Genomic DNA, 26,515 nt, shown 5'->3' on the forward strand with positions numbered 1-26,515 from the left:
CACGATGTCTCCCTCCCACACATTCATAACTGAACATTTCGTCGAACATCTTCAACGAGTCCCTGGCGAACAAAACGAATGACGAGTGCCTGATCCGTAAAACTCATTTGCGAAGCGGACGGTAAACAGATTCCTTCCTCGAACAGACGGCGACTGACATCCTCCTCATTCGCCGTGATATACGGAACATCCCGGTAGACGGGTTGCAGATGCATCGGTTTCCAGGCCGGACGCGCCTCGATATTTTTTTGCTGCAACTGCCGAATCAACATATCCCGTTGTTCCATGCCGCCCGGTAACGTCAGTGCCGTCAGCCAGCGGTTTGCACGGCTTCCTTCAATCTCCTGTTGATAATGCGAGGTATCGACCGTCTCGAACGCCCGGACGTATCGATTAAAAATCGTCCGCCGTGCCTCGACGCGCTCTTCGATCACTTCCAGCTGTCCGCGTCCGATGCCGGCAGAGACGTTACTCATCCGGTAGTTAAAGCCGACTTCCGTGTGTTCATAATGTAAGACGGGCTGACGGGCTTGAGTCGCGAGATAAAAGGCCCGCTCAATCAATCTGGTGTCATTTGAGACCAGCATGCCGCCACCTGACGTCGTGATGATTTTATTACCGTTAAACGAATAGATGCCGAACGTTCCGAACGTGCCCGTCATCCGGCCGTTGACCGTTGATCCGAGAGATTCTGCCGCGTCCTCGATCAACGGCACATCATACTCCTCACAGATGGCGGCGATCTCCTCGATCTTCGCAACGACCCCGTACAGATGGACGACGATGACGGCTTTCGGCAGGCGTCCCCGGGTCGCGGCTTGAATCATCGCCCGGCGCAGTGCCGCCGGTGACATGTTCCACGTTTCCGGTTCGGAATCGATCAGAACCGGTCTTGCGCCGACATAGCGGATCGGATTCGTCGAGGCGACAAAGGTTAACGACTGGCAAAAGACATCATCCCCTGCCGTAACGTCGAGCGTCGCCAAGGCTAAGTGGATGGCTGCGGTCCCGCTGCTTGTTGCGAGTGTCGCTGCTGCACCGCTGTACGTTTTCATTGCCGCCTCGAATGCTTCGACATTTGGTCCGAGCGGCGCGACCCAGTTCGTTTCCAAAGCTTCCGTAACATAACGTATTTCCTGACCACTGAGATGCGGGATTGATAACGGGATGTGTTTCATAATGACTGCTCCTCCCTTGGTGACAGTTGGCGGACAGGTGTCCGGTATGCCGGAAACCAGTCTTGCGACGACGGGATGTGGTGTGTGAGATACTGTTCGGATAATTGCCGGTACAGTAAAGGATGGAGCACTGATGTCCCGAGCGTATACGATGTCTGGCGATGGCTGAAGGAACGTTTATAGGCGAGCAGGCTGTCGTTCTCGTTCCGCGTCGTTCCTCCTCCAAGATGAAGGGCCGTTTTTCCGAGTGCCTTGGCACGGCGGATCATTTCAGCGAACAGAAGATGATTCGGACGGGCTGCCAGTTCCGCCGGATCGGATGCACCGAGATGATAATGTGCAAACTGTTGACCGTAGAGAACGATACAACCGGCAATGATCTTTCCTTCTCGCTCAGCGACCAATAATTCGGCCGGCAGTCGCCCATCCTGAAACTGGTGAAAGTAATGGTCGGTGAAGTAATAACGGGCATCGGCCTGGTGTTTGTCCATCGTCAGCCGGTAAAGCCGGATGAAACGGTCATATTCGTCCTGTCCCGCGACCCGGACCGTCACGTCTTCCCGAATGGCTTTTTTGATGTTCCGCCGTGTCATCGAAGAGAACCGACTTTCAATCGTCTCAAACGAATCGGTCAGATCGACCGTCACCGTCTGTTGCAGAACTGTCGTCGTCTCACACCAAACCTGTCCAAGTTCCTGATTTTCAAGGAGCGGATGAAAACGAATCGTTTCGCTGACAATCCGTTCCGCGTGACAATAATCGAGAAAGTGGCGGCGGATATCCTCGACTTGATCGCTCGACCAGCGTCCGACGAAGACCGGTCCGCCGTATCCGTATGGAGTCGTTAAGTCTTGAAACGGTGTGCCGGTTATTTTACGTTTCAAGTACGGATAAATCAGCACACCGGACTCGGAAGGATGAATGTACATCTCGGGTACCGCTTCCGGTTCTTGCGCCAGTTCAAAGTAAGCGTATTCATAATAACAATCAAGTCCATATCGGGCGACAAGGGCATCCCATTCCAAGGGATCGTGAATCAGACGTTCATTGCTTAGCGACATCATGATGGACACCCCCATCGAGTCCCTTGAACTCACCCATCCCCGTCTGGTGGTCGGTCGAATTCCCTTCTGAAGAAATGACAATCTTGACGGTCTTCCAAAGAATATATAAATCGAGTCGGAACGTATGGTTCGCTGCATACCATTGATCCTGTTCCAACCGTTCCTGCCAGGTCGTCGCGTTTCGACCGTGGATTTGTGCCCATCCGGTCAAGCCCGGCAGGACGTCATGCCGTGTCATCTGTTCTTTTGAGTAATGGTTCAAATAGCTGACGAGCAGCGGACGGGGTCCGACGAAACTCATCTGTCCCCGCAGGATGTTAAAGAACTGGGGGATCTCGTCGAGACTCAGGCGCCGGATCCATTCGACCGATTTTGGAATCCGGTCGGCATCCGGTAACAGCTTGCCGTCCGCATCGGTTTCGTTCGACATCGTCCGGAACTTATAAATCTTGAACAGTTCTCCTTTGTACCCCGGACGGACTTGATTAAAGAAAATCGGTCGTCCGAGCTTCGTATAGACGAATACGGCGACGAAGGCATAGACCGGCAACAGGACGAGGATAGCGAGTAGACTGACAGTGAAATCGAATGTCCGTTTCATGATAACGTCCTCCTTCTCATAAGTTCGAAAAGAGATTGAGTTGCCGCTTGATGACATCTGCTTCGTTAAAGTGTTTCATCGCCCGTTCGAATCCGGCCCGTCCCATTTCAGACGCGACGTCCGGCTGTTCGACCAGATTCAGCATCCGCCGGGCCAGTTGTGTTTCATCCTGTACCTCGACCAGATAACCGGTTTTGCCGTCGACTACTTCTTCCCGACAGCCGCGGATGTTTGTCGCAATGACCGGTTTCGCCGTCGCCATCGCTTCGATGATTGAGCGGGGAACACCTTCGCGGTGCGACGGTAACACGAACGCATCGATTTGATGCAACAGTTCCGGTACATCTTCGACGAAACCGAGATAATCGATGTTCGGGATTTCCCGGATCCGTTTCCTGAACGTATGTTTCGTCGTCTGATCGCGTTCGCTTTCCATCATCTCACCGGCAATCATCAACCGGACGTCCGGTTGGACCGCGACAACCTGTTCGAAAGCGTTCAACAGTTCGAGAATTCCTTTTTCTTCGACGATCCGCCCGATGAATAAAAACGTGAACGGTCCGGTCGTTTGGCGGGGACGTGGATAAAACCGGGTTAAATCAATCCCGTTCCCGAGGTGCATCAGGCGGGTCGTATTTTTGAACCGTTTGCGGTTCGCCAGTTCGTAGTCTTCCTGACTTTGGAGCAACAGATAATCGGTCGCGAACCGTGCCAGCCATTTCTCGACGGAATACGTCAGCTGGTAGGTGACACGTCCCATCTTTTCGTGAAAATAAAAACCGTGTGCCGTATAGACGATATGTTTCGTGCCGGCCCGCTTCGCCGCGACCCGGCCAAGGGCCGCCGCGACCGGCGTGTGCACATGCACGGCGTCATATTGTTCGGTCTTTAAAATCTGGACGATTGAACGAATCGTCTTCCAGTTACTCGTCCAGTCGATTTTCCGTTCGATTGGAATGTCGTGCATCGTAAATCCTTGCGCCGCGAGTTTCGATGCTGCCCCGGTGTCGGCACAGGCAATGCCGACTTCATGTCCGGCATTTTGCAAGGCTAACAGCAACGGTTGTAACATCGTCTCGGCCGTCGTATCGAGGGCGCAGACCTGAAGAATTTTTAAAGTCGCCATAAATGCACCCCTTCCGGTTTTTCCGCCGGTTCCAGCATCCCTTTGATATCGATGACGATTCCGCGACCGACTTTGAGCAGATGTTGCGCCAGCAGCCAGTTGCCTTCGACATATTCTTCGTGCGAGACGGCGAAGATGACGACGTCGGCGGGTTTCAAGTCTGCCATATCAACTAAATCGATTCCGTATTCGCGTTTGGCATCTCCTTTTTCGACAAGGCGGTCCGTCACCTGGACTTCGATACCGAATTCTTCGATTTCCTTGACGAGGTTCGCGACTTTCGAGTTCCGGATATCGCTGACGTTTTCCTTGAACGATAGACCGAGGACCGTCACCCGCGCACCGAGAACCGGCATGTTTTGTTTGATCAGATTTTTTACGAGCGAGGTGGCGATGAAACGTCCCATCGTATCGTTGATCCGGCGTCCGGCCAGGATGACTTCCGGATGGTAACCGAGCGACTCGGCCTTCATCGTCAAGTAGAACGGATCAACCCCGATGCAATGACCACCGACGAGTCCCGGACGGAACGGTAAGAAGTTCCACTTCGTTCCGGCGGCTTCGAGAACCTCAAGCGTATCGATGTTCATCCGGTCGAAGATGATCGCCAGTTCGTTCATTAGCGCGATGTTCAAGTCGCGTTGCGTGTTCTCGATGATTTTTGCCGCCTCGGCGACTTTGATCGAGGACGCCCGGTGGACGCCGGCTTCGACGACCGCTTCGTAGACTTCAGCAACGATATCGAGTGTTTCTTGATTTTGGGCTGAGACGATTTTTTTGATCGTCTTGAATGTATGCTCATGATCACCGGGATTGATCCGCTCCGGCGAGTAACCGACGAAGAAGTCGATCCCGGCCCGCAGACCGGATGCTTCTTCAAGGACCGGAATACAATCTTCCTCCGTCGCTCCCGGATAGACCGTCGACTCGTAGACGACGATATCGCCTTTGTTGAGTTGGCGTCCGACGAGGTGTGAAGCGCGCAGAAGCGGTGTCAAATCCGGTTGATTTTGGGCGTTGATCGGTGTCGGGACGGCGATGATGATGAAATCACTCACACCAAGTGCTGTTGCATCCGTCACGTATTCGACGTCGGCATTTTTGAGGACGAACGGACTGAGTTCAAGCGTTGCGTCGATGCCCTCTTTCAGTTCGGCGACCCGCTGTTCTTTGATGTCAAAGCCGACGACTTCCGTTTTTTCGCCAAAGGCGACGGCGACGGGAAGACCGACATATCCGAGACCGACGACGGCAATCGAACGGTTGGCGATGGGGAGTGATCGTGTTTCGGCTGCTGTCGTATCTACGATGTGTTTGACTGCCTTGTTCATGATGGATTCCTCCTATTTCATCGACTGTTTGACAATCAGTGTTTTTCCATTCGGTTCCTGCTTCATCTGCCGGACCGGCTCGAGGGTGACCTGCATCGACGATCCGAGGAGTTTCTGCATCTCCCGCAACAGGATTTTTTCATGTTTCGGCACGAACCGCTGCTCGTCGGGAATGTAACGGAGCGTCACATGATTCAGCGCATGTTGTTCCACCTGGAGGCGTAAGACCGAGTTCGGCAGTTCCCGGGCGATCGTCGTGATGTCGCCTTCAAAAACCTTGCCGCGTTTCTCGCTGACGATATAACTCGTTCCACGGCCGTCAATCGACTCGATGACAGGACCGTTCAGTCCGCATGTGCAAGCCTCTTGTCCGAGTGTCATCCGGTCGCCGATCCGGTACCGGACGAGCGGTGTACCGCGGGTCGTAAAACATGTGACGATGACCTCACCCCTGTCTCCATACGGTTCGATGATGCCGGTTTCGTGATGGAGATGGAGTTTGTGTTCCCGGCATTCCGAGATGATCGGTGCCCCTTCCGATGAACCGTATTGGTCAAAAACCGGCGCTTGAAACGCCTCTTCGATTAACCGGCGCATCTCCGGCGTCACTGTTTCCGATGTCGGGAAAATCGCGATCAGCGGAAAGTCGAGCCGTAACTCATGTTTCAGCAGATATAAGGCAATCTCCAGCATCGCGGTTGGTGTGCCGTCGAGTGCCGCCGGCCGAAACCGGTTCAACTCTTCGATATAAGCCGGAAAATTTTCTTCTTTCATATGAAAGATCGATAATAACAATTGATTGAGTGGCCGGTTCTTCCGCCAAAAGATCGGTTTTTTCTGATCGATCGCGGTTAACGTCCGCCCGGTGAAGCTCGCGCGTGGCATCCCGGAATGAAAGCCGTGCAATTCCTTGAAGTAATCGAGATGCGCCATCCGTTCCTGAACGTCTTCCCGCATGAAGGCGACTTGGAGGGATTTCCCGCTCGTCCCGCCGGTCCGGCCGCGAACCGGCGCGTCCACTTCCGACATGAAGGATTCGTTTTGTTGCCGTAACGTTTCTTTTTCAAGAATCGGAATCGTCTGTAACTGGTCGATTGACGTGAACGGAAGACGGATATCGTGCTCCCGAAACAGTTTCCGGTAATAAGGCGTATGTTCCCGGATGAACAGGAGAAACGTATTCAGCCGTTCCAGCTGTTCGATCCGGTAATCGACTGTCCGGTCTTTGACTCGGAGTTCTTGAATTTTTTTCTCATATCCCGGACCGTAACGTTCCTGCATCAGCTTTTTTCCGTACATGGATGTCAAAATATTCTGAATAAATATCGGAGAGTTAAAGTAAATCTCTTCTTTAAGCGCCATCCTGGACTTCCTCCTTCAGCCGGTAATGCTGTTCGTACCAGTCGATGAATGCATGGACACCTGCTTCAATCGTCGTTTGCGGCCGGTAACCAATCGTCTCGAATAACGATTCAACATCAGCAAAACTTTCGGGAACATCTCCTGCCTGGAGCGGCATTTCGTGTTTGATGGCTTTTTTACCAAGCCGCTCTTCAATCAAGGCGACGAATTCGTTCAGCCGGATCGGGCTGTGACTGCCGATATTAAAGACACGGTACGGAACATTGCTGCGGTCAGGCAACGGATTTTCCTGATCAAACGCCGGATCGGCAACCGGTTCCGTCTGCATCAACCGGTAGATGCTTTCGATGATGTCATCGACGTAGGTGAAATCCCGTCCCATCTCCCCGTAGTTGTAAAGATCAATCGGCTGTCCTTTCGCAATCGCTTCCGTGAACTTGAACAAGGCCATATCCGGCCGTCCCCATGGTCCGTAGACGCTGAAGAAGCGAAGTCCGGTCGTCTTGATGCCGTAAAGACTGCTGTACGTATGCGCCATCAGCTCATTCGCTTTTTTCGAAGCCGCATAGAGACTGAGCGGATGATCGACGGCATCCGTCGTTGCGAACGGCATCTTCGTATTCGATCCGTAGACGGAACTCGAAGAGGCATAGATCAATTGTTCAACCGGATAGTGCCGGCAGGCTTCGAGGATGGACAGGAACCCGACGATGTTCGATGTGATGTAGACGTCGGGACGATCGATGCTGTACCGGACGCCGGCTTGAGCCGCTAAATGGAGCACCAGGTCAATCTGTTCCGTCTCAAAGATCCGATTGATTGTCGCCGCATCTTCGAGTGATACCCGGTAAAACGTATACCGATTCGGATCCAGTTCCATCAGGCGGGCTTCTTTCAGTGAAGGATCATAATAATCGTTTACTTCATCCAGTCCGATCACCCGGTACCCTTCCGCCATAAAGCGACGTGCCGCATGAAATCCAATGAATCCTGCAATCCCGGTAATTAAAATCGTCTTATTCTGCACGTTTCTCAACCTCCTCGAAGTGGTGGAGCACTTGATAGCGGATATAGTGGATCGATGTATACGCGATCAGCAGCATCGGAAACAGTTTATACCGGTGGCGGATCGCTGTTCCGACGTTCCCTGTTCCAAGACCAAAAATGACGGCGTTAACCATGAACAGAATCAGCATGAACAGAAGCACACTGCCGAGCGGGTGTTGTTTCAAATACTTCAGATGCATCAGTGTCAGACCGCATAGCAGGAGGTAAAAAGCCGCATCGGCGAAGAAAATCGCGATGTTCATGACACTGGACCACTGCCATGGAAACGGTGAGAACAGAAAGTAAATCATCCGAAGCGGTGCGTACAGCACCATGTCCAACGGTCCGGTCACCATCAATCCGTTCAGATAGGCCGATCCTCCACGGTCATAACTCATCCCGCTGAACAGCTGTCCGTTTGCAGAGACGTGGGTAAATTTCGCGAACAACACGTCCTGGAAGCTGTAGACGATGAACCCGACGATGACGACTTGGACAAGCAACCGCTGTACTTTCGAAGCTTCAAAATCCATCCGTTGCGTCTCGTGATTATAAAAGGAGAAGTAGACGAGGAGGACCAGAATCCCGATTGCGAGACCCGAATGAAACATCGTACTGATCAAATAACCGAGATAGGCGAAAGTCAGACTCGCCACCGATTTATCAAGCGTCCAGCGCACCATGTAGTAGAGCGTATAGACGATTCCGAGTGCGACGAGCTGGTCGCGTAAGAGAATCGGTGATAACAACAGGCCCTGGGCAAAGAAGGCAAACACACCGGTTGCGATCAGGACGTAATGCATCGGCAGTTTCAAAAGCAGCAACGTTTTCGACAGGATGACGATCGAGACGACGCCGAGAATGACATTGAAGTACTGGGCGAGCATCCGCTCCGGACCAAACGCGAGATAAAAGATTCCTAAAAATTTGGAGTAACTCCCCCGGACGACTTCGTTGAACATCGTCGGGTCGGTATAAATCAGCAGTCCTTCGAGATGAAACGCTTCCGTATCGTCACCACTGTGCGGCGGGAGCCGAAACAGTTCCAAATCAACCAGCATCAATGTCAGCCGGATCAGGAACGCCGTCACGAAAATCAGGAACAACGGTGTCGTCTCGGCTTGCCGGAGAAGATAAAACATCAGCAAGACCGAGTTGATGGCAAGAACGGTTGCGACGTAACCTTCAGAAGTCAAAAAGAGCGGTCGGACCAATTGGCTGAGCAAGGCTTCCAGAACGACGACAATCAGAATCGGCCGCATGCTTTTCCCTCCTTTAGCTGCTTTGTTCAATTGCCAGTGTCAGTTTTCGTGGATAAAGCGAACGATAAAGGGCCGGAATCAACAGTCCGATCTGGGTGACGGCACATAATCCGTAAGCTGTCGTCGCCCCGTATAAACCGTACATCGGAATCAGGATGCTGCAGGCGACGATATTGACGATGACACTGCCGAAGATGGCAATCGTCTGAACACGGAACTGTTGAAAACCGGTCAACAACGCTTGGATGACGGTCGAATTATAAAAGAAGAGCGAGGCGACCATCATCAGGACGAAAATCGTATGGTACTGGACAAACGAGGCATTGTAGAAAATCGTCAAGCCCCACTTCCCGAAGAAAATCGACCCGATGATCAACAGGATACCGACTGCATTCGTCATGAGCAGCATCGACCGGGTCAGCTTCCGTAATTCCGGTAAGCTTTGCCGCTCCCCGCTGTCGGAGGAGAAGTTCGGCAGCAAAACGGCGACGAGGGAATGAATGAACAAGCTGCCAAGAACCAGGAGATACGCGATGCTCGCATAATAACCGAGTTCTTCCGTTCCGATTGCATGTCCGACGAACAGGCGGGGAATGTTGGCATTGAGAGCGATCAATAAGGCGACGAATCCGAGCGGGACTGCTTTAAAGAACAATTGCCGTCCCGTTTGATACCGTTCACTCATCTGCTGGTTTTCAAATCCGTGACCGACACGCCGGACGGTCGGTAAATCGTAAAGAATCAACATGATCAGGTTTCCGGCGACGAGTGCTAAGACGAAGCCGTGGATCGAATGGGTCGTAAAAAGAATCAAGGCCGCACCTGAGACGTTGACGAGACTGCGGAAAATCTTGGATAAGGCGACTTCCTTGAACGCCATATGTCCTTGGAGAAATCCGTAGGCGAGATCAGCGAATGATTCCATATACTTGTTCAGGTAAACGAGTAACGTCAGCCAGAGGATATCGGCTTCCCCAAAGAAATAATAGACACCGAGAAGGACGAATACTCCGACAGATAATAAGGAAAAGCGGGTCTTGATGAACAAATTGAAGTTTTTTAAGCCTGACCGTTCTGCCGTCAGGATCGTGCTGGCATTTAACCAGCAAAACATGACAATCGGAGCGGTTAAAGCGAGCGCGTAATTGAAGTAACCGATGTTGAGTGGTGTGCTCCATTTAATCAGCAGTGTCAAAATCATCCACTGATGGAGGGAATAGGCCGTATCTGCAATGAAAATCAGATTAAATCGTGACAGTTGCCGAACAGATTTCATCTCGTCTCCCCCTCATTCCCGGGCGATCCGAATCGCCGGTGGAATCGTCTCCGGCATCATGTCGGTCCGGTTCGTCGCTTCAAGTAGATACGTCCGTAACGCCTGTTCATCATCCAGCGTCAAGGCGATGTTCCGTAAATAAGGATCAATGGATCCGAACGGTCGTGTCTTCCCGACGAGAATCTTGTCAAAGACCCGTTCTTCATGTACTTCTTCCGTCGCGAGCAACTCTTCGTATAACTTTTCACCTTTTCGGATGCCGCTGTAGACGATTGGAATCTGTTGTTCGGTAAAGCCGCTTAAATGAATCAGGTTCCGGGCGAGCGTCGTGATGTTGACGGGTTCGCCCATGTCGAGGACGAAGACTTCTCCACCTTCTGCGAGGACGCTTGCTTGAATGACGAGCCGGCTCGCTTCTGGAATCGTCATGAAATACCGGGTCATTTCCGGGTCCGTCACCGTAATCGGACCGCCTTTCGCAATCTGGTCCTTAAAGAGCGGAATGACGGAACCCCTGCTCCCTAACACGTTGCCGAACCGGACGACAGCGAATGTCGTCTCACTGTTGCGGGCAATCTGCTGGATGGCCATCTCCGCGATTCGTTTCGTCGCTCCCATCACACTGCTCGGATTAACCGCCTTATCGGTCGAAATCATGACGAATCGCTTGACTCCGGCCGCTTCCGCGGCAAGCGCGACGTTCCGTGTCCCGTAAATGTTATTTTTGACCGCTTCACTCGGATTATCTTCCATTAACGGGACATGTTTATGCGCCGCCGCATGGTAGACGAGATCCGGTTTAAAACGTGCCATGACATCCATCATCCGGTCCGCATCCTGGACATCGGCGATAACGGAGTGGAGCGTGATTCCTTCCGTTACGGCTTCCAGTTCACGCCGAATCAGATAAATGCTGTTTTCTCCATGACCGAGTAAAATCAGATGGGCCGGTTTGAATTTAATCAGTTGCCGGCAAATCTCTGAACCGATGGATCCGCCGGCACCGGTTACAAGGACCGTTGCTTGACTGACACTTTTTTCAATCTCCGTGATATCGAGTTCCACCGGTTCCCGACCGAGCAGGTCAGCGATCGATACTTCGCGCATCTGATTGACGGAAACCTTGCCGGAAGCCAGTTCAACAAGCATCGGTAATGTATGGGCTTCGACTTTCGTCTGTTTGATCCGGTTCAGTAAGGCAACCCGGTCCGGATAGGCAAGTGACGGAATCGCCAGGACGACGGCTTCAATTTTATGTTCTTCAATGATGCATTCGAGCTGGTCAATCGTTCCGATAACCGGGACACCGTGAATCATCATCCCTTTCAGCTCCGTAAAATCGTCGAGTAATCCAACGACATTAAGGATGTGGGCTTTTTTCTGTTTCAGCTCTTTCGTGATCATCTGCCCCGATGCACCGGCACCGATGATCAACGTCCGTTTCCCGAGCGACCGATTTTCACGTTTCAGTTCGAGACTCCGTCCACGGATCAGCAGACGGACGAACAAGATTCCGTTCAGAACCAGTCCGGTTTGGAGGAAAACGGCGCGTTCGACGGCAAAATCGAACAACGCGTACTCAAGTCCGAGAAGGACGAAGCTGCTCGCAACAACGACGACGAGCAGCACACCCAAATCTCGGAGGCTGGCATACCGCCAAATGATTTGATAAAAACGCATCCAGTGGGCGACCAGCGTCAAGGCGACCCATTGAATCAGGGCGATTTCGATAGCATCCATCAGTTCAAAGTTGGCCGTGAGGTTCAGCGGGTTAAAGAAGTAAAAGGTCACGACCGTCGCAGCAATGATGATTGAGGCATCGATCAGCCGCAGTAGACCGATTTTCATATGCCGGCGGTATTGCTGAAATGGCGGGGCTTGCATGATCGGCTCCTCCTTTCTTCAATCAAGAACGGCTGGGATGACTGACAGCTTGCGGGTAAGACGTCTCTTTTGTTTCTTCAACGACTGACTTTTTTCCGAGCGCCCGGGAATAGACGATCAATAATCCGAAGAGGAGTCCGAGAATCCCGCCGATTGCGGTATTCATCAGAATGTTCGGCGAGACCGGTTTCGTTGGAATCCGGGCTGTCGAGAAGACTTCCGTGCTGCTTGTTTTGATCAGTTGCGGCACATAATCCTGGAAGACTTCCGTCATCGTATTCGCCTGGATTGCGGCTTGTTCTGCCGATCGATCCGTGACCGATAAGGCGATGACTTGGGAGTCCAGGTTACTGGCAACGGTCAGACGATCCGTCAAATCAAAGATCCGTTTATCCGTGACGTCCATCTTTTGAGCGACCTGATCAATGACTTCAGGGCTTCTTAAAATATCTTGGTAGGTACTGACAAGCGTCGTCGTCGATGTCGCTTCCGCATCCTGTTGCGGGACGACAAGGATATAGGCAGTCGCTTCATACGTCGGTGGAATGACATAGGTGCTGACGGCATATCCGGCACCCGCTAAGAGAAGAGTCAGTAAGCAGAGTACCCACCACCCTTTCTTTAATGTCATCACATGGTCACCGAATGTCTTTTTTTGATGGATGGAATTCACATGGTTCACCTCTTTCTCACTACCTGACATGTTGGATGGACACTGGTTATGGTTACACCTTATTTCCAAACGACTGCCAAAACAATTAGAGCTTGGTGGAAATGATTATATTTTTTTGAGGAGTCATCATGCTTCGGTATCGTTAGTTCATCGAAAAAGATTGATTCACAAAAAAAAGACGATTCACAAAAAAATGATCGCCATTTTTTCAAAATCATCCGTGAAAACTGCATGAATTTTAGTAAATGAAGGGTAAATACCAATTTGATGATTAAAATACTGAAAATTCGGTAATAAGTCCTATATGAAGGGTGGATAGATACTAGTAATGATGTTAAAATCATACAATATACCTGAATCGATTGGCTTATTCCTCCTGGCTCTTTGGGTCCTGATCGATTTATGGACACGTCCTCTCTCCTTCACGGACGAAGTCCTGCCGAGTCATTGGAACATCTGGATCGCTCTTATCTATCTGATTCTGTTTACTGGCCTTTATCTTGTTACCCGTCCCTTGTATTTTCCGCCACGCGCCTTGACCCAACGACTTGTCACTTCGTTTTTACTTTATCTCACGTTTCACGCTATCATTTTCTTTTTTCGTCCAGCTGTCGATTCTTCGCTTGCCCTACTCCATCTGTTTACGACATGGCTTTTCGTCATCATCGTTCTATCACTGACGCTTCAACCTTTCATCCGTTGGTTTCAGCTGTTGAACCTCATCCTTCTCTATCAGGCCTTCTTTCTCGCTGTTTATGCACTCATCGTCTCATTCGGAAAACAATACGTTCCGATCGAGAACATTCAGTCGTTGCAACTTGGTCCCGTTTCCTTATCCCAACTTTATGTCGGTGAGCAAGGCAGTTTTCTCCGGTCAGCCAGTCTGACCAACAATCCGAATACGTTGGCAGCATGGCTCGTTCCCGGCGGTCTCATGGCCTGGATGTCTGTCCTGCAGTCGATTGCTCGCCGAAATCTCCGGTCATTCGTTCTGTTCGGGATGATCCTGATTGTGATTTTCATTGGTCTGATCCTTAGTGCTTCGCAGACTGGTCTCTATTCATTTTGTCTGCTTGCGCTGTTGACGACGATCTTATTGATTCCGGCCCATCGGTTGCGTTATCAGGTGACGGGGCTTTATCTGATTGGTGCCGCGATTCTCATCGGCTCACTGTCCCTCAACCACTCGTTATTCGCCAAGTTGATCAGCCTCAACGGAAGGAGTGAGTTATGGCAAGCCGGTCTGACCGCTTCACTCGACCGGTTTTGGTTCGGACACGGACTCGGCTCTGCTGTGATCGGGCTTGAACAACAGCTCGGACCGAGTACACTGTATACGTTCCACAGCACGCCTATTGTCTATCTGTATGAACTCGGATTTTTCGGACTGTTGCTGTATTCCGCGTCATTTCTGTTGATACTCGTCCGGTTCATTCAGGATTACCGCTACGACGATTCGTTAGCGATCAGTTTGTTGTTACTCAGTATCTGGTTGCTTTTGCTCCAGTTCACAGAAAGTGTCTTGATCCGGCCCAGTGGATTTTATTTCATTTGGCTCAGTTTTCTGATTTATGCGACACGCCGTCGCACGACCTCACAAGAAAGTACCCACACCTAGACGAACACCTACACGAAAGGGGTATGACATCATGAAGAAATGGACAGAACAACAAGTAATCGACAGCTTAATCGAGGCGAGTATTGCTTATCCTGCCTTGGACGCCAAGACGTATGCCCGCTGGTCGACCGGAAAAGAAATCCCGTCGATCACGACGATTATCAACGTGTTCGGATCATGGCGTGAAGCGTTGCATGCAGCTGGGTTATCATCCATTCGGCCATACTATTCCGATCAGGAGATCCTCGCTTTCATCAAAGAAGCTTCAGAACGTTTGCATCCGTTTCATAGCAACAGTTACCGCGAATGGGCCAAAGCCAAACACGGTCCTTCCTTGACGTTGATTAACCTTCGTTTCGGGTCATGGTCACGGGCCCTTGAGGAAGCACACATCGAGATGACACGTTCAATCTGTATGACAGAAGAACGCATTATCAACGCGCTCCTCGAAGCATCGGACGTTCTTCCGCGCCTGACGACCCAGACCTACTCGATTTGGGCGCAGGAAAACGGACATCCGACGGTCGCGACGATTGCCCGAAAATACGGTTCATGGGTTGATGCCCTCACTTGTCTCGACATCGCTCCCCCACGGCGGAAGTGGGTCGAAGAAGATGTCCTTGATGCGTTGAGACAGGCACAACGCGAGCTCCCATCGCTCAGCATCATCCACTACCGGAAATGGGCGGAAGGACGATCCGTCCCGAGTACGTCGACGATCAACGCCTTATTCGGGAGCTGGACGTCTGCTGTACAGTGCCTCAAACGATCCCGTGTTTCGATTTCTTGACGGATGTCATCTGTAATAAAAATGCCGACCGGATTTCTACACGAAACCCAATCGGCATTTTTTGCATTCATCGCTTGATTTGTTGCAGTTCAGCAGCAGAAACCAAGGTGACCGTGTCATGCTTTAGCATGTAGACATCACTCATGTACTGTCCGATTTGAGGGACGTTGACTTGTTGCATGAGATTCCGGTAAAGTTGCGCCGGAAAATTAACGCCACACTCATAGGCGTGGGGATAGCCCCCACCAAAACGCGGATTAATTTCCGAAAGATACAATGTACCTGCGACATCAAACAAATCAAAATCGAGCGGACCCGTCAAGCCGGATTCTTCCAAGACGTGTTCAATTAATTCAAAAACGTCTTCCCGGACGACGGAACGACTTTTATCCGTCTCCCCTGCCCGCATCGTTAATTTCTCCTTGATGAAGATAGAAGTCACTTTTCCAGAAATCAAATCGACATACGCATCGACGCCGAGCTCTTGACCGACTAATAACTCTTGAACGATCAGATCGCGATTCTTCGCGAATAACTGTTCGACCTCTTCGAAGGTTTCCACCTGGCGGACTTCCGTACTGGCACTCCCGCTACGTGGTTTGACAAACACAGGCAGGCTCACTTCTCCTATGGAAAAAGCTTCTTGAAACGATTCCATCGAGGGGTACGTCCGCGCATGGGCGATACCTTGACGCAGACAGTACTCATACATCGTATATTTATCGAAACAAAGTTGGCAGGCGGCATACGGTGAAACGACGACTGTCACCCCCACGGCTTGAAATCGTTCAGCTGATCGAGCCAGCAAACTGAGTTCCGGATCAATCAGTGTCAGAATGGCCGTCACTCCCGCCTCTTGACAAAGCTTCAGTAAATGATCGATGTAATCGACCTCATCTATCTTCGGAACGATGTAATGGTCCTCCGTCATATATAAGGCGGATGCCAATGGACTACAGTCTGCCGTACTGACACGTCCCGTCTTGAACTCTTTGACAAAATACTCGACGAGCTTTGCCCGGCGACCGGCGCTCGTAATCAATAGATGAGGATGCTGCATCCGATTTCACTCCTTTTAGTTAATGAGATTAATCTTTTTTTCGACTTCCATCATCAAAACCCTGCTTTTTCTCTAAAAAAACTAGGACAGAAGACTCACGGACGCATCCATTGTTCACTTGGTCTTTTCTTCCAAAATAATCGATACAATAGAATCCCGATCAAAGCACCCGTGCCGTCCAGTAAGACATCCTGAATCAATCCGGTCCGTCCGCCCGTCAATATTTGATGAAACTCATCAAAGACGGCGATTGTAATTGCGACTGTATACGCAAACAAACCGGCCAACGCATACGGACGGATCATTCGATACGTTAAATCCACCAAGGCGATGCCGAGAACGATGAAGATGGACAGATGGGCTGCCTTACGAATGAAAAACTCAACAAATCCAGAAGCACCAAGCGCTTCCACGCTGACTTCCCCATGGTAGTCAAACGAAATGAACCGAAGCTGTTCGACGAAACCTAAATCAAAGTACCTCGACAACCCAGGCTTTAACGACTGTTCTTCATATGGCATCGAACTCGAGATAAACAAGATGGTTACAATCAACAGGGTCACATAACCGGACCATGGAATTTTTTTTAACATATATGCCCTCCTTTTCTCGCTAACTATTAGAATAGCATGTTCTCTTTTAGAGAACTTCCCAATATTTTCAAATAACACATGATACTGTGAATTTTAAACCCATTAAATACATAATAATGTAATTATTTTTTATTAAAAACTTTTTTTTACATTTCAAAGGTTTGCGCTATAATGAAAGTGGTTATTTAGTACTAGTAAGCTTATCGGCAAGAATAGGAGGGGAGACCCGTGGAACGTGCTCTCGGAAAAAAAATCATGAAATTGCGTAAACAACATCAGTTCACCCAAAAACATTTGGCTGAGCGATGCGGAGAAACGGTCACTTCGATCTCCGCTTACGAGCGTGGTCAACGGATGCCAAATACGCAAACATTAGAACGGCTTGCTCTTGCTTTGAATACGACTGTGATTGATTTGATTGATCCCCAATATGTCCAACATCCTTCATTACAAGAATTTATGGCTCAATCCCTCGAACCGACGCAACCGCTCGATTTCAAGCTCGTCCTGGAAGATGTTCTCGTCCACTTGACGCTCTCACCGGAAGTCTACTTCAATGGTCGTCTGCTGACACAAGAGGTCCGTGATCATATGGCGACAACCATTAATCAAGCACTCCAACAAGGTTTGCAATCGATTAAGATTTGACTTAAAAACACGATGAGAAGCGGACAGGATGTTTCCTGTACACATCTCATCGTGTTTTTACTTGCCGTTTCAATCAGATTTTAAGACATGGTGAATGTAAAGTTGACCGTCTTCATATGTCGCTTCCATCATCCGGTTGAAAAATGGAGACTTCGGCGTCTTTTCAGCTAAGAAAACACGTTCGAAGCGACTATGTGCTTGATCGACAAAACTGAGTTTGAGTTCCCGTGCAGCGGATTTGAATGTCAAATGTGTTCCGCTCTTACCAAAGGCATCAGGAAGAATAACATAATCCACAAACTCAAAACGCTCTTCCGGAAATAATGTTTCGATAAACGATAAACAACTGGCTTTCAGTTTTGCTACCTTCTCATCCATAACATTTACCTATCCTCCGATTGTCTGATGGCATCATGAAACTGATTAATAAGGGCTGCTTTTGTTTATTACCCCACCTTTAGACCTAGTTAAACTAGTATTTAAAATATTTTTTATCCAATTTAAGGAACTAATTAGCTTCAAAAAGGCTGACTTCTTTAATTTTTTTCATCGTAACAACGATTTAAAGCACGCGATTTTTTTATCATACCAAAAAGGGACAGATCATAAAAAAATCTGCCCCTTTTGATAGTATAAGATAGATTGTAAAATCAACCGATTTTATCAAACTCTAAAATACTGATGCTTTTCCCGGCGTACAATGTCCGTCCCCGATACCTGGACAGTTTAGCAAATTCAAACAACGTATCTGTTTCGTACAGATGTTCCACTACATAACCAACCTTCTCATCAGAAGCCGATTTCAGATACGTATTAAAAATCAACCGGTCGCGATCGACCTTTTGACCGTAAAACAAGGTACAGTCCTCAATACGTCGCGAGGCAATCGGTTGGACATTTTGTCTTAAATAATCCGCTTTATGGATACTGATCAGTAATTGACCGTCCGTTGCCAATAAGTGACGGATATTCCGGAAGAACAACAACAGTTCCCCCCGTGAATATCGTGCAATTGTTGTACCCGGTAAAACGATTTTATCGAATACTCCATTCCCCATCACATCAATCAACTCATTGCTGAGACCATAGACCCGATTCAGGTATTGTTCAGAGATACCCGTAATCCGATTCAGTTCCGGTTCAACGAGATGCAAATCATATCCTTCTTCACATAGCAGATTGAAGAGATGCGGGGAAAAGTTCCCGTGCAGCAAGACACGGTCGTCTTTCTGCAGATACCGGCGATATAACATCAACTCATCAACTTCAGGCAAGGTGGACGTTTCTTGATAAAGTGCCATGAATCGGTCGTCTGCAAACAGATGATCGAGAACTTGAACACGTGAATAACTCCCTTTTCGCGCAAATGGACCGAATAATGGTCTGTCATCCATGATAGATCAACTCCTTATACGTCTGAATGGCCGATTCATAGTCTGTACCAAGCCGCTCTGGCAAAACATCAAACCGTTCCTTTTGATCAGCTTCGAGAATGGCGATGAATGTCTCATCCGTCTCAAACAACTGATTCGTCACCAGTTCGAAGGCGAAACATCCCTCGTTATTCTGAATCCCAATCATCGTCAGCGGACCAATCTTTCCGTCGGTCCGCGGCAGTTCAAATGCGCTGTAAGGCGTCACGAACTGACTGGTCCCTTGAAACGCTGAAGCGAGTTGAAACAGAACCGGATATAAGGCGAGCTGAGTAATCGGAGCGAGCGCTTCCCATCTCGCCAACTGATTTTGACGTAACTGACAAATATTTAAGTCGAACGCCGCACTAAGCAATAGCCGTTTTCCATAATCCGCGTAGATCCCGTCACTGTGAATGAACAGACGATGGGAGGACGGCATACCGGTGAGCGTCGCATAATCAAGAATCCCGATCCGCTGTTCCGGATTAGAGACGACACTTGTCTCATGCCACTGTTTGATAGCAGCATCCAACTCCTGGCGGTCAAACGTCGCCAATCGTTCTCTGACATTAAAGGATAACGTATCGGAAAAGGCTAACAAGACCGGCGTCCGGCTCATCAATTCAATGACCGGCAAATCATGACGAGTCGACTGATCAATGTACAACAAACTGTTAATCGTCATCTGATCAAACAGGGTGGGTACAATCGAGTCGAGTAACTCTGTTGTTTCGACATAGACATGACGTAACGGTTGTGGCTCACGAGAAGCCGTATCCGGATAGACACCGGTGAATAAAGACATCAACGCATCTTGTAATTCAATCGGTTGCGTATGCACTGCCATCCCGTCTAACGGGATGGTTCCGTTCAAGAAATATGGATCACCGAACAAGACATCGCCCCGCTCATTAATCAGATGAAACTGAACATGTAACATCCGCTGTTGTAAATACGCGACAAGTCGCAAGGTCCGCTCCCCCGTTCCTCGCAGGACAAACAAATAATGTTCGAATTCTTGAAAGTCCATATAGTCGAGTAAATCCAAAAACGTATGCTGATCGTAATCATAACGATCCATTGAGAACCGGTGCTGCTCACAAAAAGTCGTGAGGGCATCGGTCGGGTCGAGTTGGTGTAACCAGCCTTCGCTTTCAGAAAGAACCGTTAGTCCGATCATATCCATGCTCCTTTCAGCAGTCTGTATTAAAAAAGGCTTCAAACCTGTGACGGAATGAAGCCACGTCAGCAAGAGACGTCATCATGAAGTTTTTAATTCTCGTTTCGCCGTCGGTTTGATCCGGTCCATTTCCCGACTTGCCAAGGGTGCGACCGAGACAGTAGCAACATTTAAGCACCAGCCGTAAGATGTCATCGTCCGGCGCGATTCTTTAAAGGTGAGATTCATAGGAGTTACCCCTTTCATTCGTTTAAAATGGCAGACAACACGTTGACGACTTTTTGAACTAAAAGTTTGGTATCAGATCCCGTTCCCTCTTATAATGGAAAAGGGTATCGTTTTCTCAAATCCACTGGACAGAAAGGACAGAACCCGATGGATCAATTCACGTCACCGCAGATTGGTCTGGCCCTTCGCCGCCTTCGCAAGAAACATAATCTGACGCAGAAGGATTTGGCGAATGGAATTTGCAGCCAGGCGGAAATCAGTAAAATTGAAAGTGGGACACATTCTCCGACCGTTGATTTGCTTTTTGCTTTATCACGACGATTACAGGTACCGATTACTGTTTTTTTAGATCGTACAGAACAATATGATTCTTTACGTACAATAGATGATTCATTACTAATGAAGTTCAGAAACTTGAAATATAAAGAAATCTATAATGAAACCAGATATTTTTTAGAAACTTCTCAATTCACAGAAGAAGCTTCACTACTCTATCAGTACTATTTCCACCTATCATCATACCGATTGAAAAAAATCGATTTTCGAACGTGTATCGTCGAGCTTCAAAAACTGTCTGACCTCTATTCCACAACTTATTATTCTCCTAAAATGTTGATTCGATTAAAATCAGCGATTGCAACGATGTATTATGAGAATAAAAGTTTTAAGCGTGGAATATCTGTTTATCAAGAATTACTTAAATTAAATTTTGATAACGACGAATTGATGATTGATAGAATCAGAATTTTATACAATTTTTCTAAAATCTTACTCGATATGGACCAAATCTCAGAAGCTTTGATTTACATCGAAGAAGGAATTCGAGACAGTTTAAAATTCAAGGATATGTCCTTGCTTGGTCAATTATTATTTCAAAAAGCTTCTGCTTTAGAATTCAGCTATGCAGATCTTTCAGATATAAAAGAAGCTTATACAAAAGCGTATCTACTTTTTGATTTGTTAGGAATGAAAGAATATAAAGAAATTATTGTTACTAATAAAATTCACTATATTCAAACTAACACCATCATTTAGAATTTACACTGTGTATTTAAATGAAAATTCTGTTGGCAAGTTGTTTCCAGCTACGTCACGTTTCACTGAGAATTCTGTTGGCAAGTTGTTTCCGGCTACATCACGTTTCACTGAGAATTCTGTCGGAAGGTTGTTTCCGGCTACATCACGTTTCACTGAGAATTCTGTTGGCAAGTTGTTTCCAGCTACGTCACGTTTCACTGAGAATTCTGTTGGCAAGTTGTTTCCGGCTACATCACGCTTCACTGAGAATTCTGTTGGCAAGTTGTTTCCGGCTACATCACGCTTCACTGAGAATTCTGTCGGAAGGTTGTTTCCAGCTATGTCAGTTTTGATTAATACACTTCCTGAATGAATGATTCCAAATGCTGAAAGTGTGATCCCTACGCTACCGATAGATAAAAGTACTTTCTTTTTCAAGTTCATAATGAATAACCTCCTAATTTTTTTGTCTAGCTCTGTAACAACATCATATAACCTTAGACCCCCCTCGGATATTCGAATACGAATATTCGATACATTTTGCACATTATTTACACTTACCATACCTTTCGTCTTAGGTTATAGGTCCCGAAACGTGCATATTATTTACATTTTATCCACCTTTGTGTCGATAAAGTGTATGAAAATAGATTTTTTAGAATATTCACTCACTCTCATCTTTATGATTCTTTCGTATACAAAAACCCGTTCCGTCTGCTGCACGCAAACGAAACGGGTTTAATTTATTTTGAAGAACGGCGCAGTGCAATGAAATACCCCACTCCAAGTAAGACGATCAGTCCGAGCAAAATGCTGCTAACCGTCGTTCGGGCAGGTGATTCCGGGATCCAAAGACCGATTGCAAGATTGATTGCCGCAATCAATAAGACAAGCCAGACGATGATTTTAGGTCTCATTACTTCCTCCTCCACTTCAATGTTTCTTGATTTGTTTTTCTTCGTCAAAAACTTACAAAATCCCTCTTATTCGAAACATCCTGATATGATATGTTGACAGAAGACGATTTTTAACAAGGGGGACCTATGGATGAAAAAGTTAGCAGTATTTTGTGGTTCTAAAGATGGAGCAACACCCATTTTCCGTCAAGCCGCAACAACACTCGGGATGACACTCGCAGCGCATCAAATCGGGCTTGTCTACGGCGGTTCACGTGTCGGGACGATGGGCGCCGTTGCGGACGCTGTCCTCGCAGCCAACGGAAAGGCAGTCGGTGTCCTGCCCCACTTCTTGCAGGAAAAGGAGATTGCCCATCCGAATCTGACAGAACTTCATCTCGTCGAATCGATGCATGACCGGAAAGCGAAAATGGCAGAACTGGCCGACGGATTCATCATCCTTCCCGGTGGTCCGGGAACGATGGAAGAGTTTTTTGAAGTCTTTACCTGGGCACAACTTGGTCTTCACGAAAAGCCGTGCGGCATCTTAAACATTGACGGCTATTACGATCCGCTCGTTGCGTTATTTCAACAAATGGAGACACAAGGTTTCCTGATTCCGGAACACGCGTCGATGCTGCTCGTCGAATCGGATCCGGAACGGTTACTTGAACGCTTCCGCTCTTATCGGGCACCGCAAGTAAAAACGTACATGAACACGAAGCAAACGTGACACATCAAGCTGACAACTACTCTCTTTCGACAGGGGTAACGGAACTCTCATCCGTCACCCCTGTTTTTTTAATCCTTCCAGCTCTCGACATACCGTTTGAGTAACTGCCGGACGTCTGCCTGAATCTCTGCGTCTTCGAGCGCAAAGGCTAACGTCGTCTCGACGTACCCCATCTTCTCCCCGACATCGAACCGTTTCCCTTCCACCTCATATCCGTAGACCTCTTCTTGTCCATTCAGCCGTTCAATTGCATCCGTCAGCTGAATCTCTCCGCCCGATCCCGCTTCTTGAGTCGCCAAGTATTCAAAAATCGCCGGAGTCAGGATGTACCGTCCGATGATCGCCATATTCGACGGTGCCGTTCCCTGGACCGGTTTTTCAACGAACTGACGGACCTGATATCGGCGTCCTGTCTGATTCAATGGATCGATGATGCCGTACCGGTGTGTATCTTCCGTCGGGACGTGCCGGACACCGACGACCGAGGCGTCCAGTTGTTCGTATTGATCAATCAGTTGTTTTAGACCCGGTTCTTCCGAGACGATAATATCATCCCCGAGCAAGACGGCAAACGGTTCATCGCCGATGAAATGCCGGGCACTCCAGATCGCATGTCCGAGTCCTTTCGGTTCTTTTTGACGGATATAATGAATCTCCGCCATCGTCGTCGAGGCATCGACCTCTTTCAGCAAGTCGAGTTTCCCTTTTTGAAGCAGGATGTTCTCGAGTTCCGGTGCGTGGTCGAAATGATCTTCGATCGCCCGCTTGTTCCGTCCGGAGACGATGATGATTTGTTCGATCCCTGATGCCACCGCCTCTTCGACGATATACTGAATGGTCGGTTTCGTTAAAATCGGTAACATTTCTTTTGGCATCGCTTTGGTTGCCGGTAAAAACCGGGTCCCTAGACCGGCTGCCGGGATGATGGCTTTTCTGACTTTCGACACGTACATTCCTCCTCAGCACTTGATCCGTTACTCGTAAGCATTCGCTTTCCAATCTCTTGTTCCCTGTTTTACTCAAAAAAAGACCAGAGACACATGTCTCTGATCCGTTCTTAAAATAGTTTAGTTAAGGCTTCTGTAAACGTCGCGAATGACGGTGTCTCATCGATGACCATCAGACTGCCGGCTGCAAGCACCAGTAAGCTGATCCCTGACAAGATCCATCCCGGATGTTTGACGGTATCTTCGGCATCCATGTTTTTCTTGCCCGGTTTTGCCTGGGCACCCTGTTCCTTCAGACGATCCCGCCGGTACTGATGCTGTTCTTCTTTCGTCAGCTTCTTGTATTCGGTCAGGAACTTCTTGTATTCCGGTACGACTTCCTTCGTCGTCCCGTCGAGTTTAACCTGTCCGTATTCGAGCCAGATGACCCGTTCACAAAAACTCCGGATCTGGTTCAGCGAGTGACTGACGAAGATGATCGTCTTGCCTTCGTTCTTGAACTCGTTCATCTTGTCGATACACCGGTTATAAAACGTCTGGTCACCGACTGACAAAGCTTCATCGACGATCAGGATGTCGGCATCGACATTGACGGCGATCGCAAATCCGAGGCGCGATTTCATCCCGCTTGAATATTTTTTAATCGGTTGATCGATGAAATCCCCGATGTCCGCGAAATCAATGATCCCCGGCATCCGGCGTTCGATTTCTGCATCGTCCATCCCGAGCATCAAACATTTCAGGTGGATGTTCTCACGGCCGGTCAAAACGTTTTTCAACCCTTGGGAAACGGCGATGATCGCTACTTCCCCGTTGATCTCGACGTCGCCTTCGTTGGCATAGATGATACCGGAAATCAGATTCGACAGCGTCGATTTCCCGGAACCGTTGATTCCGACGAGACCGACGACTTCACCGGACCCGATATCAAGTGAGACATCGCGGAGCGCCGTAAACGTCTTAACGTTTTTACTTTGATTCTTAAACAGTAACTTAAATTTTTCTTTTGTCGTCGTGACCATATCGAACCGTTTCGTGACATGGTCAAGTTTTATCATAGACATGGCGATTTCCTTCCTTAAACGAGCTCGGTGAATGATTTACGGAACTTGATGTGTAAAAACGTTCCGGCTGTGAACAAGAGCAGTGTCACGCTCCAGAAATAAAGTCCCGTCGGCCACTCCTGCCAAACCCAGGCTCCGCCGAGCAGGCTCGCGCGGTATCCTTCCACAAGGTAAAAGACCGGATTCAGGCGAAGTACACCATGTAAGACATCCGGGAACCGTTCGATGTTCCACAGAATCGGTGTCAGGTAAAAGAGCATCCGCATCATCGACTGCAGGAATAATTGAATGTCTTTGACGAGCGTAATCAATGTCGAGAAACACAGGGAGAACGCGTAGACGAAGATGTAAGTCGCCGCCATATAATACGGGAGTTGGAGTAACTTCCATGTGATCGGAATACCGTTCAGGATGATGACGATGAAGACGATCAGGAGCATCGCGAAATGCTGGTACATCCGGGATAGGATGACATACGACGGAATCGCACTCATCGGGAAACGCATTTTCGTCACCATCGCCAGTCGGCTGTTGATCGAGTTCGATCCGCGCAACAAGGCATCATTGATGAAGAACCAGACGACGATCCCGCAGAGGAGCCAGACGATGAACGGCGTGTCACCGTCGACGTTTTTATTCCCTTTCAGACCGACACCAAAGACGAACCAGTAAATAAAGATCTGTAAACCGGGATTGAGCAGCTCCCACAAAAGTCCAAGTCGTTGCTCCGCGTGCGCCGATTTAATCTCATAACGGGCGAGACGGCGAATCAGCGGAAAATTCTCCACTTGTTCGCGGATGATGCTTTTCATTTCTTTCCACATAATTAATTTCCTTCCGATCTGTAAAGGTACATGTATTTTAGTTCGGTTGCATCCAATTCAAAATAAAAAGACGGGCTCCGTTCGCGATTCTTCAAACGAACGACCGACTGCGGACAGGCAGACGCCTGCACGTTGATTCATTCCTCCCTTCCTTTTCAAGCACTCTTTTCCTATTAAAAAAGCAGGCACCGGGTGCCATACACTTAATCAATTCTAGCCATCGTTAAAATTCATGTCAATGTATTGGGCAAACCGACACCAAACTGTAGCTTTCTCCCCGATAAAAAAACCAGTCGGCAGCGGTATGAAAGACATCGCTACTGACTGGTTTGGAATGGGATAGAAGTGGAAATTCAATCGTCGTGGGCGGGGACGACAATCCCCAAATCAGTAAAATGCTCATCACACATAAGATGACCAAAACCATGGTGCCTTGAATCGTCTCTTTCATCGTCTTGTTGCTCTCCTCCCGCGGTTTCCTCATTTCTTCATCATACCGAACTCATGCACTGAACTCCACCAGTAGATTATCAATTAATGGGAATGTTTGACGATTTGATGTATATTTCCGTTTCTTTTTTCATTCGGACAGATTATAATGAAAGCGTTATCATTTTACATGTTTAGGTCAAATTAACCAGAAAAACGTGCTGAAACGGACGTCTCCCGCTGGTTGTCATGTCGTCCGACCTAAGAAT

Annotated in this window: 27 protein-coding genes; 5 read left to right on the plus strand and 22 right to left on the minus strand. The window is 48.6% G+C overall.

All coding sequences use genetic code 11. The features are described 5' to 3' along the window. Positions 1-23: 23 nt before the first annotated feature. The 11 genes from AC3IRK_RS13320 to AC3IRK_RS13370 are packed head-to-tail and all read right to left on the minus strand — an operon-like array spanning position 24 to position 12,804. A complete protein-coding gene (locus AC3IRK_RS13320) occupies positions 24-1,178 on the minus strand; it encodes an aminotransferase class I/II-fold pyridoxal phosphate-dependent enzyme (protein ID WP_131972228.1) in 1,155 nt (384 codons plus the stop codon). Then, complete coding sequence (locus tag AC3IRK_RS13325) at positions 1,175-2,242, minus strand: lipid II:glycine glycyltransferase FemX (RefSeq protein ID WP_489170069.1); 1,068 nt, start codon at positions 2,240-2,242, stop codon at positions 1,175-1,177. Before AC3IRK_RS13325 ends, AC3IRK_RS13320 begins: the two co-directional genes overlap by 4 nt. After that, on the minus strand, positions 2,223-2,843 hold the full coding sequence (locus AC3IRK_RS13330; protein ID WP_131502321.1) for a sugar transferase: 621 nt from the start codon (positions 2,841-2,843) through the stop codon (positions 2,223-2,225). Before AC3IRK_RS13330 ends, AC3IRK_RS13325 begins: the two co-directional genes overlap by 20 nt. Positions 2,844-2,859: 16 nt before the next feature. Continuing rightward, the gene (locus tag AC3IRK_RS13335) at positions 2,860-3,969 is read right to left on the minus strand and encodes a glycosyltransferase family 4 protein (protein WP_131972224.1); all 1,110 of its coding nucleotides are present in this window, start codon (positions 3,967-3,969) and stop codon (positions 2,860-2,862) included. After that, positions 3,957-5,300: a nucleotide sugar dehydrogenase gene (locus tag AC3IRK_RS13340; RefSeq protein WP_131972222.1), complete on the minus strand. Its 1,344-nt coding sequence runs from the start codon at positions 5,298-5,300 to the stop codon at positions 3,957-3,959. The genes AC3IRK_RS13335 and AC3IRK_RS13340 overlap by 13 nt, the downstream gene beginning before the upstream one ends. A gap of 12 nt (positions 5,301-5,312) precedes the next feature. Further along, the gene (locus AC3IRK_RS13345; protein WP_489170070.1) at positions 5,313-6,662 is read right to left on the minus strand and encodes a phenylacetate--CoA ligase family protein; all 1,350 of its coding nucleotides are present in this window, start codon (positions 6,660-6,662) and stop codon (positions 5,313-5,315) included. Beyond that, positions 6,652-7,689: an NAD-dependent epimerase gene (locus tag AC3IRK_RS13350; protein ID WP_489170071.1), complete on the minus strand. Its 1,038-nt coding sequence runs from the start codon at positions 7,687-7,689 to the stop codon at positions 6,652-6,654. The genes AC3IRK_RS13345 and AC3IRK_RS13350 overlap by 11 nt, the downstream gene beginning before the upstream one ends. Continuing rightward, positions 7,679-8,971, minus strand: coding sequence for a hypothetical protein (locus tag AC3IRK_RS13355; protein ID WP_131972216.1), 1,293 nt, complete (start codon positions 8,969-8,971; stop codon positions 7,679-7,681). The genes AC3IRK_RS13350 and AC3IRK_RS13355 overlap by 11 nt, the downstream gene beginning before the upstream one ends. A 13-nt stretch (positions 8,972-8,984) precedes the next feature. Continuing rightward, positions 8,985-10,247 (minus strand): oligosaccharide flippase family protein, encoded by a 1,263-nt coding sequence (locus AC3IRK_RS13360; protein WP_131502327.1) that lies wholly within the window; start codon positions 10,245-10,247, stop codon positions 8,985-8,987. Positions 10,248-10,259: 12 nt separating this feature from the next. Then, a complete protein-coding gene (locus tag AC3IRK_RS13365; protein WP_131972214.1) occupies positions 10,260-12,131 on the minus strand; it encodes a nucleoside-diphosphate sugar epimerase/dehydratase in 1,872 nt (623 codons plus the stop codon). A gap of 22 nt (positions 12,132-12,153) precedes the next feature. Then, the gene (locus AC3IRK_RS13370) at positions 12,154-12,804 is read right to left on the minus strand and encodes a YveK family protein (protein WP_131502329.1); all 651 of its coding nucleotides are present in this window, start codon (positions 12,802-12,804) and stop codon (positions 12,154-12,156) included. 328 nt (positions 12,805-13,132) lie between these two features. On the opposite strand from AC3IRK_RS13370, the gene AC3IRK_RS13375 reads away from it, so the two are divergent. Together AC3IRK_RS13375 and AC3IRK_RS13380 are read left to right on the plus strand one after the other, a co-directional pair. After that, positions 13,133-14,422: an O-antigen ligase family protein gene (locus AC3IRK_RS13375; RefSeq protein ID WP_489170072.1), complete on the plus strand. Its 1,290-nt coding sequence runs from the start codon at positions 13,133-13,135 to the stop codon at positions 14,420-14,422. A 31-nt stretch (positions 14,423-14,453) separates the two neighbouring features. Continuing rightward, entirely contained in the window at positions 14,454-15,212 is a 759-nt protein-coding gene (locus tag AC3IRK_RS13380) for a hypothetical protein (RefSeq protein WP_131502331.1), read from the plus strand. A gap of 67 nt (positions 15,213-15,279) precedes the next feature. Here the strand turns inward: AC3IRK_RS13380 and AC3IRK_RS13385 are convergent, their stop codons facing one another. Next, positions 15,280-16,272, minus strand: coding sequence for an ATP-grasp domain-containing protein (locus tag AC3IRK_RS13385; RefSeq protein WP_131972212.1), 993 nt, complete (start codon positions 16,270-16,272; stop codon positions 15,280-15,282). A 95-nt stretch (positions 16,273-16,367) separates the two neighbouring features. Then, positions 16,368-16,865, minus strand: a complete 498-nt coding sequence (locus AC3IRK_RS13390; RefSeq protein WP_131972210.1) for a VanZ family protein — start codon at positions 16,863-16,865, stop codon at positions 16,368-16,370. A 228-nt stretch (positions 16,866-17,093) separates the two neighbouring features. Between AC3IRK_RS13390 and AC3IRK_RS13395 the strand changes: the two genes are divergently transcribed. Beyond that, positions 17,094-17,513 (plus strand): helix-turn-helix domain-containing protein, encoded by a 420-nt coding sequence (locus AC3IRK_RS13395; protein ID WP_131502334.1) that lies wholly within the window; start codon positions 17,094-17,096, stop codon positions 17,511-17,513. Positions 17,514-17,582: 69 nt separating this feature from the next. Here the strand turns inward: AC3IRK_RS13395 and AC3IRK_RS13400 are convergent, their stop codons facing one another. From AC3IRK_RS13400 to AC3IRK_RS13415, 4 genes are all read right to left on the minus strand, one after another. Then, a complete protein-coding gene (locus tag AC3IRK_RS13400) occupies positions 17,583-17,891 on the minus strand; it encodes a hypothetical protein (RefSeq protein WP_131972206.1) in 309 nt (102 codons plus the stop codon). 272 nt (positions 17,892-18,163) lie between these two features. After that, positions 18,164-18,907 (minus strand): hypothetical protein, encoded by a 744-nt coding sequence (locus tag AC3IRK_RS13405; RefSeq protein WP_131502336.1) that lies wholly within the window; start codon positions 18,905-18,907, stop codon positions 18,164-18,166. Then, on the minus strand, positions 18,900-20,108 hold the full coding sequence (locus AC3IRK_RS13410) for a hypothetical protein (protein WP_131972202.1): 1,209 nt from the start codon (positions 20,106-20,108) through the stop codon (positions 18,900-18,902). The genes AC3IRK_RS13405 and AC3IRK_RS13410 overlap by 8 nt, the downstream gene beginning before the upstream one ends. A gap of 81 nt (positions 20,109-20,189) precedes the next feature. Next, complete coding sequence (locus AC3IRK_RS13415; RefSeq protein WP_165871603.1) at positions 20,190-20,336, minus strand: hypothetical protein; 147 nt, start codon at positions 20,334-20,336, stop codon at positions 20,190-20,192. Between the two features lie 147 nt (positions 20,337-20,483). On the opposite strand from AC3IRK_RS13415, the gene AC3IRK_RS13420 reads away from it, so the two are divergent. Further along, complete coding sequence (locus AC3IRK_RS13420) at positions 20,484-21,371, plus strand: helix-turn-helix domain-containing protein (protein ID WP_131972200.1); 888 nt, start codon at positions 20,484-20,486, stop codon at positions 21,369-21,371. 3 nt (positions 21,372-21,374) lie between these two features. Here AC3IRK_RS13420 and AC3IRK_RS13425 read toward each other — a convergent pair whose 3' ends face one another. Further along, entirely contained in the window at positions 21,375-21,797 is a 423-nt protein-coding gene (locus AC3IRK_RS13425; RefSeq protein ID WP_489170073.1) for a hypothetical protein, read from the minus strand. A 299-nt stretch (positions 21,798-22,096) separates the two neighbouring features. Next, positions 22,097-22,270, minus strand: a complete 174-nt coding sequence (locus AC3IRK_RS13430) for a hypothetical protein (protein WP_012371451.1) — start codon at positions 22,268-22,270, stop codon at positions 22,097-22,099. A 130-nt stretch (positions 22,271-22,400) separates the two neighbouring features. On the opposite strand from AC3IRK_RS13430, the gene AC3IRK_RS13435 reads away from it, so the two are divergent. Further along, positions 22,401-22,982, plus strand: coding sequence for an LOG family protein (locus AC3IRK_RS13435; RefSeq protein ID WP_489170074.1), 582 nt, complete (start codon positions 22,401-22,403; stop codon positions 22,980-22,982). A 68-nt stretch (positions 22,983-23,050) separates the two neighbouring features. Here AC3IRK_RS13435 and galU read toward each other — a convergent pair whose 3' ends face one another. From galU to AC3IRK_RS13450, 3 genes are all read right to left on the minus strand, one after another. Further along, on the minus strand, positions 23,051-23,929 hold the full coding sequence (galU, locus tag AC3IRK_RS13440; protein ID WP_489170075.1) for a UTP--glucose-1-phosphate uridylyltransferase GalU: 879 nt from the start codon (positions 23,927-23,929) through the stop codon (positions 23,051-23,053). 110 nt (positions 23,930-24,039) lie between these two features. After that, the gene (locus AC3IRK_RS13445) at positions 24,040-24,993 is read right to left on the minus strand and encodes an ABC transporter ATP-binding protein (protein ID WP_131972192.1); all 954 of its coding nucleotides are present in this window, start codon (positions 24,991-24,993) and stop codon (positions 24,040-24,042) included. Between the two features lie 14 nt (positions 24,994-25,007). After that, on the minus strand, positions 25,008-25,817 hold the full coding sequence (locus tag AC3IRK_RS13450) for an ABC transporter permease (RefSeq protein ID WP_026827415.1): 810 nt from the start codon (positions 25,815-25,817) through the stop codon (positions 25,008-25,010). Between the last annotated feature and the right edge of the window lie 698 nt (positions 25,818-26,515).

Source organism: Exiguobacterium sp. GL_137, assembly GCF_057834585.1.